9 protein-coding genes and 1 pseudogene are annotated in these 13002 nt (G+C 73.3%); 2 read left to right on the top strand and 8 right to left on the bottom strand.

The window, feature by feature from the left end; all coding sequences use genetic code 11:
• Nucleotides 1-14: 14 nt before the first annotated feature.
• The 5 genes from NAMU_RS23280 to NAMU_RS23260 form a co-directional block, all read right to left on the bottom strand.
• The gene (locus NAMU_RS23280; protein ID WP_015749789.1) at nt 15-1031 is read right to left on the bottom strand and encodes a type IV toxin-antitoxin system AbiEi family antitoxin domain-containing protein; all 1017 of its coding nucleotides are present in this window, start codon (nt 1029-1031) and stop codon (nt 15-17) included.
• A 263-nt stretch (nt 1032-1294) separates the two neighbouring features.
• Entirely contained in the window at nt 1295-2056 is a 762-nt protein-coding gene (locus NAMU_RS23275; protein WP_015749788.1) for a MerR family transcriptional regulator, read from the bottom strand.
• Between the two features lie 101 nt (nt 2057-2157).
• Complete coding sequence (locus NAMU_RS23270; protein ID WP_015749787.1) at nt 2158-4263, bottom strand: glycosyltransferase family 39 protein; 2106 nt, start codon at nt 4261-4263, stop codon at nt 2158-2160.
• 2 nt (nt 4264-4265) lie between these two features.
• Nucleotides 4266-5573, bottom strand: coding sequence for a bifunctional glycosyltransferase family 2/GtrA family protein (locus NAMU_RS23265; RefSeq protein ID WP_015749786.1), 1308 nt, complete (start codon nt 5571-5573; stop codon nt 4266-4268).
• Between the two features lie 103 nt (nt 5574-5676).
• Nucleotides 5677-6897 (bottom strand): alpha/beta hydrolase family protein, encoded by a 1221-nt coding sequence (locus tag NAMU_RS23260; protein WP_015749785.1) that lies wholly within the window; start codon nt 6895-6897, stop codon nt 5677-5679.
• A gap of 206 nt (nt 6898-7103) precedes the next feature.
• On the opposite strand from NAMU_RS23260, the gene NAMU_RS23255 reads away from it, so the two are divergent.
• The gene (locus tag NAMU_RS23255) at nt 7104-7433 is read left to right on the top strand and encodes a hypothetical protein (RefSeq protein ID WP_015749784.1); all 330 of its coding nucleotides are present in this window, start codon (nt 7104-7106) and stop codon (nt 7431-7433) included.
• Here NAMU_RS23255 and NAMU_RS23250 read toward each other — a convergent pair.
• The gene (locus NAMU_RS23250; protein WP_015749783.1) at nt 7414-10245 is read right to left on the bottom strand and encodes a BTAD domain-containing putative transcriptional regulator; all 2832 of its coding nucleotides are present in this window, start codon (nt 10243-10245) and stop codon (nt 7414-7416) included. The genes NAMU_RS23255 and NAMU_RS23250 overlap by 20 nt on opposite strands.
• A 98-nt stretch (nt 10246-10343) precedes the next feature.
• Nucleotides 10344-11252 (bottom strand): DNA-3-methyladenine glycosylase family protein, encoded by a 909-nt coding sequence (locus NAMU_RS23245; RefSeq protein WP_015749782.1) that lies wholly within the window; start codon nt 11250-11252, stop codon nt 10344-10346.
• Between the two features lie 189 nt (nt 11253-11441).
• On the opposite strand from NAMU_RS23245, the gene NAMU_RS30140 reads away from it, so the two are divergent.
• Nucleotides 11442-12443 (top strand): hypothetical protein, encoded by a 1002-nt coding sequence (locus NAMU_RS30140; RefSeq protein ID WP_015749781.1) that lies wholly within the window; start codon nt 11442-11444, stop codon nt 12441-12443.
• 13 nt (nt 12444-12456) lie between these two features.
• Here NAMU_RS30140 and NAMU_RS23235 read toward each other — a convergent pair.
• Nucleotides 12457-12966 (bottom strand): annotated as a pseudogene (locus NAMU_RS23235) (VOC family protein).
• Nucleotides 12967-13002 lie beyond the last annotated feature (36 nt).

Here is a 13002-nt window from a genome sequence, read left to right as displayed (position 1 = left end):
TCGGGCCCGGCGGCTCAGGCCGGACGACCCAGGCCGCGAAGGGCTCGCCCGTCGCGGTTGGACCAGGTCAGCAGCTGACCGGGGGGTAGCGGCGGGGCCGCCAGCAGCTCCCGCACCCGATGGGCCAGCAGGTCCGGCGAGCCCACCGCCACGGCCCAGCCGTACCGGATCACCCGGATACCCATCCGCTGCAGCCGCCATTCGCGTTCCTTCTCCTGACGGATCGTCGCGGCCGGGTCGCTCAGGTACTTCCGCAGACCGTCGGCCTCGGCGCCGACCCGTTGCTCCGGCCAGTAGTGGTCCAGTCGGAAGACCGGGAGATGCTCGCCCACCCACTCGTTGGTCCGCGCCGGTGGCAGCCCTCCCCGGATGAAGGCCAGCCGGCCGGCCGATTCCAACGGGGACTCCACGTCGGGATCGCAGTGCCGCACCGCCCACGACGCCCGCCCGGCCCCCGACCAGCCGTCGATGTCCTGCAGGGCGGCGATCAAAGAGTCCCGGCCGTGGTCCCGAGCGGCGACCGCGTCGGCCACGATCAGGGAAGCCAGCCGACCGGCCCGGCGGCCGATGTCGACGGCGGCGAAGGCCGGTTGAACCGAGGCGACCCCGTGGTGGTCGCCGAGCCAGGTGTCGGGAACCGCGGCGAACCGGGTGCGGCCGTTGATGGTTCGGTTCGACCCGCTGCGACACGATCGCGGGCGGAGCACGCTGGGCACGGCCGGCGGCTCGCCGGCGGTGGGCAGGTCGTGCACGACGACCGCCGACCAGTCGGCGGCGTAGGTGTTCGGTGGGCTGACCATCAACAGCGCCCGGGTGCGCAGCCGCAGCAAGGGCCAGGGGCCGAGCGCGGCGACGGTGGCCGGGTCGGCGTAGACACCGTTGGCCAGTGACGCCAACGACTCCTGCCGCACCAGCCGGGTCAGCTTGCTCCGCGGGACCCCCAGTGCGAGCAGGTCGCGGCGCCGGACCAGGTCGTCGCCGACGGCCAACAGGTGCCGAACGTCAGGAGGAAGGTCGGTGGGCCGGCGCATCGGACGAGCCTGGCGCACGGCCGGCGAGGATCGGGGACGATCCCCGCCGGCTGGGGACAAGTCCTGTGGACAACTGGGCGCGCCCCGCCTGGCCGGCCCGCGCCGCGGACTGGTGCCCCGGCCGCCGGCCCCAGCCGGCGCGCTGATCGAAGTGCCGATTCCGCGCCGGAAATGTCCGGCTCGGGGAACCTTGGATCAGCGCGCCAGCCCTACGCCCGGCCGAAACAGCCGCTGCCACCGGCTGCTCAGCCTCAGCTTCAGCTTCAGCGGGCCTCGGCCCGGTCGGCGTTGGCGTGGATCGCGTCCCGGAGCCACTGGGCCAGCCCGGGGGCGACGTCCTCGTAGGTGCGGGTGAACCGCTCGTCGGCGGCGTACATGTCGCCGATCCCGCGGTGCATCTGGTACCCGCAGTCGTAGAACGTTTCGATCGAGCGCCGGTGCTCCTCGGCCAGGTCCATGGCCGCGGGGCTGTCCGGGGCGGCGCCGCTGGTCATCGCCTCGGCCAGACGACGGTTGAGCTCGTCACCGGCCGCCTTGATCTCGATCCACTGCTGCTTGGTGAACGTCGACGTCCGCTGCTGGGACTGCTTCCAGGCGTCGGTGTCGCCCCAGCGTTGGTGTGCCTCGGTCTCGTAGTCCTCGCTGTAGTTCGGCCCGAAGATCTCTAACTTCTCCTCGGGCGTCAGGGAAATACCCATGGTGTAGGCCTCCAATTCCTTGTCCACGGCGGCGACCATCGCGGTGAGCCGGTTGATCCGCTCGGTCAGGAGCTCCCGCTGCCGTCGCAGATGGGCGCCCGGACCGGCGGCCGGATCGGCCAGGATGGTCGCGATGTCATCGAGGGAGAAGCCGAGCTCCCGGTAGAACAGGATGGTGTGCAGCCGGTCCAGGTCGTCCGTGGAATAACGGCGGTACCCGGCGCCGGTGCGGTCCTGCGGTTCCAGCAGGCCGATCTGGCCGTAGTGGTGCAACGTCCGGACCGTCACACCCGCCAGTTCGGCCACCTGGCCGACCGAGTAACTCATCTGCTGCCATCCCCTCGATGGGCCCGGGTTCCTTTCTCCCGGGCCTCATCGAGGATGCAACCTGACGCGACGTCAGGGTCAAGCCGATTCGCGGGAATCTTTCAGCTCGCGACCGGCCGCAGGTCGTAGACGGTCACGCCGCCCACGGTGGAGGCCGTGAAGTTCGCCTCCACCCACTGCGCGATCTCCGAGTTCCCGCCCCGGCCGCCGCCCATTCCGCCGCCGGCGATGTAGTAGCTGATGTCGCCGTCGGTCACGTACTGCTGGAACTGGGCCAGGGTCGGGTACGGGTCGCCGGAGAAGCCGCCGATGGCCATCACCGCGGTGTCGGTGTTCAGGATGTACGGGGCCGCGGACTGCGCCCCGGACACCGCCGCCGACCAGCGGGTGGTGGTGGCGTTGAGCAGGTCGATCAGGTCGGAGTTCACGGTCGTGGACTCGCCGCCGAAGCCGCCGCCCGGTGGGGCGCTGAGGCCGCCGGTGGGCGGAGTGAAGGACCCGTCCGTCGGCAGGTCGCCGGCAGCAAGATCGTCCGGGAGCGCGCCGGTCGGGAGGTCGCCGGCCGGAAGGTCGGCGATTCCGGCGGGCAGACCACCCGAACCGGCGCGCCCGCCACCGAAGCCGCCGGCGCCGGACCCGGACGGTCCCGAGGTCGGGATGGAGCCGCTGTGCGCGGTGGCGGCGGTGGCCACGGTCCAGGCAGCCGCGCCGGACAGCGCGGTCAACGAGCCGACGAGCAGGCCGATGATCGCGAAGCGACGCCAGGCGCCGGCGGAGACCACCAGCAGGGCCGCGCCGGCCAGCGCCCCGGTCAGGACCACCCAGCGCAGCCAGGGCAGCCAGCTCGAATCCCGGGACAGCAGGAGGAACGACCAGATGCCGGTGGCCGCGATCATCAACGCCAGCACGGCGCGGACGACGTGGTTGTCCCGCCCCCGCCACAGTTCGCGACCGGACACCGCGATGGTGGCGGCGATGAACGGCGCCAGCGCCACCGAGTAGTACGGGTGGACGGTGCCTTCCATGTACGAGAAGACGAGCGCGGACACCACGAGCGAGCCGCCCCACAGGATCAGCGCCGCCCGGATCCGGTCGGTACGGGCGAAGCGCCGGGTGAACCAGAGACCGGCGAGCAGGCCGATCAGGGCCGCCGGCAGCATCCAGGAGATCTCGGTACCGAACGAGGTGCCGAACATCCGGCCCAGGCCGGTCGAGCCGCCGAACCCGGCGTTGCCGCCGAACCCGCCGCCACCGCCGGCGGGTGCGCCGCCGCCGGTCGCGGTCGAGGCGGACCGGCCGAAGATCCGGGACAGGCCGTTGTAGCCGATCGCCAGCTGCCACAACGAGTTGTCGGTGCTGCCGCCGATGTACGGCCGGGAATCGGCCGGCCACAGCGAGACCAGCAGCACGTACCAGCCGGCCGACACGATCAGCGCGCCACCGGCGGCCAGCAGGTGCCAGATCCGCGTCCACAACCGGGACTGCCCGGCAACCAGGTAGGCCAGCGCGAACGCCGGCAGCACCAGCAGGCCCTGCAGCATCTTGGTCAGGAAGGCGAACCCGAGGGCGACGCCGGCCAGCAGCAGCCAGCGGAGGGCGCTGCGGCCACGCTCGGTCTCCACGGCGCGGACGACGAAGTAGCCGGCCAGCGTCATCAGGAAGACCAGCAGCGCGTCCGGGTTGTTGAACCGGAACATCAGCGCGGCGACCGGGGTCACCGTGACCAGCGCGCCGGCGACCAGGCCGGCGGCGTCCCCGGACCAGCGGCGCACCGCCGCCCAGACCAGGGCGACGGTGCCCACCCCGAGCAGCGCCTGCGGGATCAGCATCGACCACGAGCTGAACCCGAAGATCCGGCCGGACAGGGCCATCAGCCAGATCGAGGCCGGCGGTTTGTCGACCGTGATCGCGTTGGACGAGTCCAGCGAGGCGAACAGCCAGGCCTTGAGGTCCTGCGTTCCGGCCTTCACCGCCGCCGCGTAGAAGTCGTTGGCGTAGCCGGATGCGGACAGGTTCCACAGGTAGAGCGCCGCGGTGACGGCGAGCAGGCCCCACAGCGCGGGGCGGGCCCACCGGGGGTCGTCGGCCGGGCCGAGGAACAGGCGACCCGCCCAACTGCGTGGATGCCCCGGACGCGGCCCGTCGGCCGGGGTCGGGGGGAGCGGGGGTGGGGCCGCGGTGGCCGGGCCGTCGGTCAGGGTGGACATGGCTATTCCTCGATGGTCGTGACGGGGATGCGGGTCGGGGACGCGGCGGGCTCGGCGGCGCGGCGGAATACCCAGCTGCGCAGCAGGACGAACCGGACCGCGGTGGCCACCAGGTTGGCCAGCACGAGGACGGCGATCTCCACCGGCACGCTGGGCTGCGCAGTGATCGCGGTGAGCAGGGCCAGCGAACCGCTGGTGATGCCCAGCCCGAGCAGGAAGACGCCGAAGCCCTGGAACTGGTGCCGGACGGCTCCGGTGCGGCCCTGGATGCCGAAGGTGATCCGGCGGTTGGCGGCGGTGTTGGCGACGGCGGTGATGGCCAGGGCCAGGAAGTTGGCTGCCTGGGCGTCGACGCCCAGCCGGAACAGGAAGAACAGCACCAGGTAGGCCAGCGTGCTGGCGACGCCGATCGCCGCGAACCGGACGATCTGTTTGGTCATCCCGCTGGGCACCCCGGGGGTGGCCGGTTCCAGCGGCGCGCGGCCCAGCTGCTGGCGCACGTCGGCCAGCGGCAGCGAGCCGTTGGCCAGGGCCCGGCCCACCCGCCAAACGCCCCGCAGGTCGTCCTTGGCCGTCTGCGCGATGTCGACGCGGGAATCCGGGTCGTCGGTCCAGTCGACCGGCACCTCATGGATCCGCAGGCCCGACCGTTCGGCCAGCACCAGCAACTCGGTGTCGAAGAACCAGCCGGTGTCCTGAACCAGCGGCAGCAGCTGCTGGGCGACGTTGCGCCGGATCGCCTTGAACCCGCACTGGGCGTCGGAGAAGCGGGCCGCCAGGGTGCCCCGCAGGATCAGGTTGTAACAGCGAGAGATGAATTCCCGCTTGGGTCCTCGGATAACCCGGGACCCGCGGTGCAGTCGGGTGCCGATCGCCAGGTCCGAGTGGCCGGAGACCAGCGGCGCGACCACCGGCAGCAGGGCGGACAGGTCGGTGGACAGGTCCACGTCCATGTAGACCAGGACGTCGGCGTCGGAGTCCAACCAGACCTGCTTGAGCGCTCGCCCGCGTCCCTTCTGGCCCAGATGGACCGCGCGCACCTGCGGGTGCTGCCGGGCCAGCTCGTCGGCGATGGCCGCCGTCCGGTCGGTGGAGGCGTTGTCCGCGATGGTGATCCGGAAACTCATCGGGACCTGGGAGCTCAGGTAGTCGTGCAGCCGCGCCACGCTGCGCGGCAGATCGAGTTCTTCGTTGTAGACGGGGACGACGACGTCCAGGGTCACCCGGGTCGACCGGGTACCGGGGGGCTCCGGCTCGCCGTCCGGGTCCAGATCCCCGGCCCAGCCATCGGTCAGCGTGAACGCACTCATGCCGATGACGGTGCGGCATCGACCTGGGAGGCCCTCCGGGTACGGCTGTGCGGTTGCTATGTCGGGGCCGGCCCGGTCACCCGATCCGGGCCGGCCCCGACGGTCAGGCCAGGACGTCCGGACGCAGCCGCTCGTCCAGCCAGGCGAAGGCGCGGGTGTCGAACAGTGTCCGGGCGGCGGCCTCGCAGTGGTCCCCGCCGCCCTCGGCCGCGGTGAAGGTGATCAGCTGCTTGTCCGGCACCGTCAGCGCCTCGAACGTCTGGGGTGCGCTGGCCCCGACGGCGTCGCCCTCGGCGTGGGTCACCAGGGTCGGGCAGGTGATGGTCTGCGCGTAGCCGTTGAGCCGGAAGTCCTTCATCGTGTCGAAGTAGGCCAGCGGGTCGGTCACGCCGTGCACGACGACGCCGCGGCGCATGCTCCAGCCGGCCGTGGGCTTCGCGGCCATGCCATCGAGGATCTGGGCCAGCGCGGCTCGCGCGTCCGCGTCCCCCGCCTCGTAGCCCTTGGCGATGGACTCCGGCAGCCGGGCGATCGCCCCCGCGTACATGTCATAGGCGCCGGAGTCCGCGATCAGGGCGGCCAGCCGGTGTTCCTTGGCCGCCGCGCGCGGCCCGAGGAAGCCGCCCAGGGACAGGCCGGCCAGGGCGATCCGGTTCGGGTCGACATCGGGCCGGGCCAGCAGGAAATCGACCACCGGGGTGATCACCGCGTCCCAGTCCGGCCGCATCGGCAGACCCTGCTGGAGCAGGGCGGCACCCTGGCCGGGCCCGTCGAAGATCAGCACGTTGTACCCGCGGGCCAGCGCCGGCGCGGCGAAGTAGAAATAGCACTCCTCGCAGGTGCCGTCGTACCCGCCGAAACCGATGAGGGTGGCCCGGCGCACTCCGATCTCGTCGGCCGCGCGCAGGAAGTACCCGGGTAGCGTCGTGTCCTCGAACGGAATCTGCACGACCTCCACCGGGGTGTCCATCAGCGCGGCCGCCCGGCGGAACGCGGCGGTCTGCCGGGTATTGCTCAGGGCCATCCGCGGATCGACCGGCGTGCTGTACAGCATCGAGCCACCCGTGCGCAGGTAGGTGCAGGCCCGCAGGAACGCCTTGCGGGCGCTGATCCGGTGGCCGGCCGCCTCCTGCTGCTCGCCGAGCTCGAAAGTCCGCTCGCCCAGGGTGTTCCAGGCCTCGTACCAGGCGGTGAGGTCCGTTTCGTCGAGTCCCCGGACCGCCTGCACGACCTCGCCGAGGTCGGCCCCCTGATGGCTGGTCGCGCCCACCGCGCGGATCAGCTGGGCGTCGAGCAGATCGTCGTCGAGCAGCAGCTTGGTCATCGGATGTCCCTCGTCTCGTGGCGTTCGGCCGGGTGCACAGATCTGATGGTCACGACCCTGCCACCGGCCACTGTCACGCGACTCTCATCGCGGTTCTCACGCCGGGCCGACCGCCCGCCGTCGTGCGAGTGCGGTGACAGTGCCGCCCGGCACGATCGGATCGGTCCGGGTCGACGCACCCCGACCCCACGACGCCGAGAGGGGCGATGCCCGTGTCCCAGCACTCCGATCCGACCCCGGGCGATGTCGATGCCGATGTCGATGCCGATGCCGAACGCCGGGAGCGCCGGGCCGGTGAACGGGCGATCGAGCGGGCCGATCGGGCCCTGGACGCCGACGACGCCGGCACTGCCCGCCGCGAGTACCAGGCCGCGGCCGGCCATTTCCGGCGGGCGGCCGATCGGGCCCGGACGAGCGGCGACGAGGGCGCCCGGCGGGCCGACGAGGAAGCCGCGCTGCAGGCGCTGCGGGCGGCGCGGCCGATCACACCCGGTGCGCCGAGCGGATACCCACCGGTCAGATCCAGTCCGGCGTGAAGCGCTCCGGGTCGCCCCGCCCGAGCCGTTCCCCGCTGGCCCAGTGCCGGTCGAACTCGGCCGGCTCCAGCCGCTGCCGCAGCTCGTCGAGCACCGCGGGGGTGAACTCGTGCCAGGGCCAGTCCCGACCCAACCGCCGGTTCAGGCCGGCCGAGGCCCCCAGGCAGCGGACGGCCGCCGGGAGGTCACCGGCGCCGAGGCGGATCGAGGCCCGGGTCTCGATGGTGTCGCTGACCGCCAGGGTGCCCATCCGGCGATGGGTCAGCAGCAGCTGGTCGGAATAGCCCAGGGCGACCTGCGGCTCACCCTGGGTCAGTGCCGTCACCGTCAGGGCGACGAGCGCGAACAGCGCGGCCAGGTCGTTGCCCGTCGTCTTGGCCGTCTGGAGCACCTCGCCGGCTTCGGCGATCCCGGCGGCCCGGTCGCCCGCGAAGGACCAGTTGGCGGCGCGGATGGCCCGGCAGGCCAGCTCCAGGTGGGGGAGGCCGGCCACGTGGCCGAACCGCAATCCCGCGTCCTGGTAGTCGGCGGCAATGTCCCACAGATCGCCGGTCCACGCGGCCACCGCCCCGATCCGCAGCGCCGAGGCCACCTGTGCGGTCGAGTCGGCCGGGGCGGACTCGAGCCGGGGCAGCGCGGAGCGCAGCAGCTCGGCCGCCGGGTCCCGGTGATGCTCCAGGGCCAGCACGGCGCCGGCGGCCACGTCGACCAGGGCGTCGTCAAGGGGGTGCCGCCCGCGCGGCCGGGCCCGCAGCCGCTCGACCCAGTGCGCGGCCTCGGTCAGCCGGCCCCGTTCGAACCAACCGCCGAGCAGGGCCAGCACCATGGACGGGGCGGTGCGATCCCCGCCGCGGTGCAGGGTCGAATCCAGGCTGGCCCGCAGCGTGGCGGCGTTGCCCTCCAGCCAGTCCAGGAACGCCGCCTGGCCCGCCCCGTCGACCGGTGCGGCGGCGATCCGTCCGTTGAGCCACCGGTCGCGGACCGCCTCGATGGCCGCGCGCTCGGCGTCGTCGAGCACGGACGCGGCATGGGCCCGGATCGGGGCCAGTTGGTGGAACGAGGACGCTCCGCGGGTCGGGCGGGCGGCGACCAGCAGTGACCGGTGCACCAGGCCACCGACCAGGCTCATGGCCCGATCGGCCCGGAGCGGGGCCAGGTCGCACAGGGCGGTGGCCACGTCCAGGGTGAACGGTCCGGGAATGACCGCCAGCCGGCGGTGCAGGACCTGCTCGTCGTGACGGGCCAGCCGGTAGCCCCAGTCGACGGTCTCCCGCAGCGAGGCCTGACGCGGGGGTCCGGTGCCTCGGCGGGCCAACTCGGCCGGATTGTGTTCCAGCGCCTCGACGATCTCGCTCAGTGCGAACGTGTCGGCCTGGGCGGCGGCGAGCTCGATCCCCAACGGCAGACCGCCGACCGCGAGGCAGATCCGGCGGACCAGCTCGCCGTCCGGATCGGCCGGGTCGGGCCCGGTGGTGCCGCCGGTGCGGGCCAGGAACAGTTCCTGGGCCGGGCCGGGAACGGCGCCGGCCGGCGCCACCGGCAGCGGGCCCAGCCGGTGCACGTACTCGCCGGGCAGCTCCAGGGGCTCGCGGCTGGTGGCCAGTACCCGGACCCGCGGACAGCGGTCGAGGATCTCCGGGACCACCTCGGCGCACGCGTCGATCAGCTGCTCGCAGTTGTCCAGGATCAGCAGGGCGTCCGCGTCGGCGAGCCGGGCGGTCACGACCTCGATCGGCCGCCGACCGGGTTGCCCGGCCGGTTCCAGGGTGCCGGCGATCGCGACGACGAGCAGGTCCCGGTCGCGGACCGGAGCCAGGTCGACGAAGTGCACACCGTCGGGGAATCGGGTGTCGGGGAATCGGGTGGCCGCATGGCCGACCTCCACGGCCAGTCGCGTCTTGCCGGCGCCACCCGGCCCGGCCAGGGTGACCAGCCGCACCTGGCCCAGCTCCCCGGTGAGGGTGGCCAGGTCGTCGTCGCGCCCGATCAGCGACGTGCGGCCGCGTGGCAGGTCGGACACGACGACGGTGGGTCGGGTGGCCGGCCGCAGGTCCAGCGCGGGGTCCTGCTCGAGGATGCGCCGGTGCAGCTCGCGCAACTCCCGGCCCGGATCGATGCCCAGTTCGTCGGCCAGCACCGCGCGGGCCCGGGTGAAGTCGGCCAACGCGTCGGCCGGCCGGCCGGCCCGGTACAGGCCGGCGATGCGCTGGGCCCACAGTCGTTCGCGCAGCGGATGCTCGGCCAGCAGCGGGTCGAGCTCGCCGATCGCGTCCTCCGGGCGGCCGAGGTCGAGCAGGGCCTGCACCCGCAGCTCGGCGATGTCGATGCGGGCGTCGACCAGCTGCTGACGGGCCGGCCCGAGCCAGCCGTGGTCGGTCAGGTCGGCGTAGGGCTCGCCCCGCCACCGGCTCAGCACCCCGGCCGAGCGCTCCAGCACCTGCTCCGATCGACCGTCCGCGGCCCACCCGCGGATCTGCGGGGCGGCCGTCCGCAGCTCGGTGGAGTCGACCGCGTCGGGCGGCAGATCCAGCCGATACCCCAGGGTTTCGCGGCGCAGCAGCACCGGCGCGGCCCGGGCGGCCCGGCCCGGTTCGAGCTCCTTGCGCAGCCGCCAGATCACCGATTCGAGCAGCTGCGGCGCCCGTGGTGGGGCGTGGGGACCCCACACCGCCTCGACCAGCGCCGTGGTCCCGACCACCTCGCCGACCCGGTTGGCCAGCGGGCTCAGCGCCGCCGCCAGCCGGCCGGCGCCGAGGCCGACCGGCAATCCGTCTCGCTCCACGACGAGTGGGCCGAGATCCCGAATCTGCATCGGCCCAGGGTAGGAGGGTCGGCGGCGATCCGGCCGGGCGGTCGCCAAATCGTGCCCTCCGGCGGCGGGCGAGGGGGCCGCGCCGACGCCGCCCGGGGTCAGTGCCGGCGGTGGTCGACCCGGGCGGCCCGATGCCCGAACCGGGGTTTGCGGACCTCGCCGGTCTCGATCAGGCGCATCACCCGCTGCCGGTGGCCGGCCCAGGGTTCGAGCAGCTCGAGCATGCCGTCGTCGTCCACCGGGCGGCCGACCAGCGCCCACCCGACCAGGGCCGGCAGGTGGTAGTCGCCGACGCTGACGGTGTCCGGGTCGCCGTGCGCGCGCTGCACGATCTCGGCCGCGGTCCAGACGCCGATCCCGGTGACGGTGCGCAGGGCGCGGGTGACCGGTGGGCCGCCGCGGCCCCGCTCGATGGTGCGCTGCAGACCGTCGGCCACCCGGGTCGCCCGCAGCACCGTGGCCGCGCGACCCGGATCGACCCCGGCCCGGTGCCATTCCCAGGACGGGATCCGGCTCCAGTCCGCCGCCGACGGCGGCACCCGCATGCCGGCCGGGGCCGGCCCGGGGGCGGCCGATCCGAAGCGGGTCACCAGCTCCCGCCACGAGCGGCGGGCGTCGGCGCCGACCACCCGTTGCTCCAACACTGCGGGCACCAGCGCCTCGAAGACCAGCGTGGTGCGCGGGATCCGCAACCCGGGATGGGCGGTGCGGCTGCGCCGCAGCACCGGGTGGCCGTCGGTGTCCAGCGCGGACCAGTCGTCGTCCGCGCCGAGCAGTTCGGGCACCTGGTCGGTCGCCCACTCGGCCCCGGGACCCCAGGCCGTCGTGCGGATCTCGGGCCGCCGGTCGGTGGCCAGGTGGAGCGTGACCGGCCCGAGCGGGGTCAGTGACGTGCGCCAGATGCCGCCCGGCTCGAAGCGCAGCGTCGGATCGTGGCTGCCGCGGCGCAGCGGCCCAAGCACCTGCGCCGGCTCCACCGGATGCGGCGGGGTCCAGGTGCTCGCCACGGGCCCATCTCTCACCCGGCCACTGTGCCCCATAGCGGGCCATCGACGGCGCCGGCCCGGCTCATGGCTCCGTCACAGTCCACACAGCTTCCGGACAGCCGGCTGACGCACGCTCGGGGCTGGTCGGGCGATGACCGCCGGGACCGTGCATTCAAGTTGACCACCACCTTGGTGACGAAGGAGCAACGCATGACGCGCCACGACGGCGAGCAACCGGAACCGACCGCCCGGAACCAGCCCACCGATCAGCCCCTGGACCAGCCGGTCGATCCGGCCAACCATCACTCCGCTGACGTGACGGGCACCTGGGCCTACGTCTCCCCGTTCGCGACCTCACCCGAGTCCTACGGCCCCGGTCCGCGACCGGCGTCGGATGAGCCGACCGGCCAGTTCGGGGCGCCGGCGTCCGGGCCGGCCCCGACCGGGGCGCAGCCGGAATGGGGCACGCCGGAGTGGTCCCCCCCGCCGTCGGTCGACCCGGCCAACTGGGGCGCGCCGCCGCCGGGCGGGCCGTCGGCCAGCCCGCCCCCGACCTGGGGTGCGCCGCCACCGGCCGGGGGTGAGACCGGGGGTCAGCAGGGCCCGTCCCGGTGGAAGCCCTGGCAGAAGATCGCCGCGGGCGGGGCGTTGGTCGCCGTCGTCGGGATCGGCGGGGTGGCGGCGGTGACGGCCGCCAACGCTTCCTCCAGCGACAGTTCCACCACCCAGGCCGGTTTCGGTGGAGGCATGCCCGGCTCGGGCGGGAGCGAGGGCAGCGGACGATCCGGCACCGAGCGGGGCGGGATGGCCGGCGTGGCCGCGCTGCTCAACGCCCTGCACGGCGACTTCGTCGTGTCCAGTGGCGACGGGACGCAGACGATGCGCCTGCAGAGCGGCGAGATCACCGAGCTGTCCGGCACGTCGATGACGGTCAAGAGCACGGACGGCTACACCTCGACCTACGCGATCGGGTCCGGGGTCGACGTGTCGGGGCTGGCCACCGGAACCACGGTGCGGGTCACCGGCACCGTCAACGGCGACACCGTCACGGCCACCTCGGTGCTGTCCGGAACCTCCGCCACCGGCGGGTTCGGCCAGAGCGGTCAGAGTGGTCAGAGCGGTCAGGGCGGGATGCCGGCCCCCGACGGGATGCAGCCCCCGGACGGGATGAGCCCGCCCAACGGCAGCGGGCAGGCGCCGCAGACCTCCTGAGCGGCCGAGCGGGTCAGAGCACCTTCGAGCCGTACATCTCGCCGAGCGGATCGGCGATCAGTTCGATCCGAGCGCCGTCGGGGTCCCGGAACTACAGCGACACGTCGCTGTGTTCCACCAGGTCGACCCCGGCGGCGCTGAGCTTGTCCCGCAATCGGTTCCACTTCTCCGGCGCGACGCTGATGGCGATGTGGTGCAGCCCGCCGAGCACCTCCTGGTAAGGGCCGACGTCCAGGCCGGGAAAGTCGAAGAACGCCAGCAGATTCCCGTTGCCGATGTCGAAGAAGAAGTGCGAGGAGCCGGCGTAGTCCCGGTTCTCGATCAGCTCGGTGAGCGGGAACTCCAGCAGATCCTGGTAGAACCGGATGCTCTGCTCGACATCGCTGGACAGCAGCGCGGTGTGGTGCAACCCGCGGGCCGAGGACGGCGGCCGGCTCGCTGCCGGCTGCAGGTACTGCTCGCGCAGCACCGCCCGCCGCCGCTCGAAAGATTCTCGATCCCGGGTGCTGGCATCGCCGGTCATCGCTGAGCCTCCTCCTGCGCCGGACAGGCGGGTCCG

This window comes from Nakamurella multipartita DSM 44233, assembly GCF_000024365.1.
Taxonomy (GTDB): domain Bacteria; phylum Actinomycetota; class Actinomycetes; order Mycobacteriales; family Nakamurellaceae; genus Nakamurella; species Nakamurella multipartita.
The sequence above is the reverse complement of the archived record's forward strand: the minus strand, read 5'-3'. Positions and strand labels throughout refer to the sequence as shown.

Excerpts from the sequence above, each read along its gene's own strand:
- NAMU_RS30140 (WP_015749781.1), top strand. The coding sequence starts at position 11,442 with ATGACGCGCCACGACGGCGAGCAACCGGAACCGACCGCCCGGAACCAG.
- NAMU_RS23260 (WP_015749785.1), bottom strand. The coding sequence starts at position 6,897 with ATGACCAAGCTGCTGCTCGACGACGATCTGCTCGACGCCCAGCTGATC.
- NAMU_RS23255 (WP_015749784.1), top strand. The coding sequence starts at position 7,104 with ATGCCCGTGTCCCAGCACTCCGATCCGACCCCGGGCGATGTCGATGCC.
- NAMU_RS23275 (WP_015749788.1), bottom strand. The coding sequence starts at position 2,056 with ATGAGTTACTCGGTCGGCCAGGTGGCCGAACTGGCGGGTGTGACGGTC.
- NAMU_RS23280 (WP_015749789.1), bottom strand. The coding sequence starts at position 1,031 with ATGCGCCGGCCCACCGACCTTCCTCCTGACGTTCGGCACCTGTTGGCC.
- NAMU_RS23265 (WP_015749786.1), bottom strand. The coding sequence starts at position 5,573 with ATGAGTGCGTTCACGCTGACCGATGGCTGGGCCGGGGATCTGGACCCG.
- NAMU_RS23250 (WP_015749783.1), bottom strand. The coding sequence starts at position 10,245 with ATGCAGATTCGGGATCTCGGCCCACTCGTCGTGGAGCGAGACGGATTG.
- NAMU_RS23270 (WP_015749787.1), bottom strand. The coding sequence starts at position 4,263 with ATGTCCACCCTGACCGACGGCCCGGCCACCGCGGCCCCACCCCCGCTC.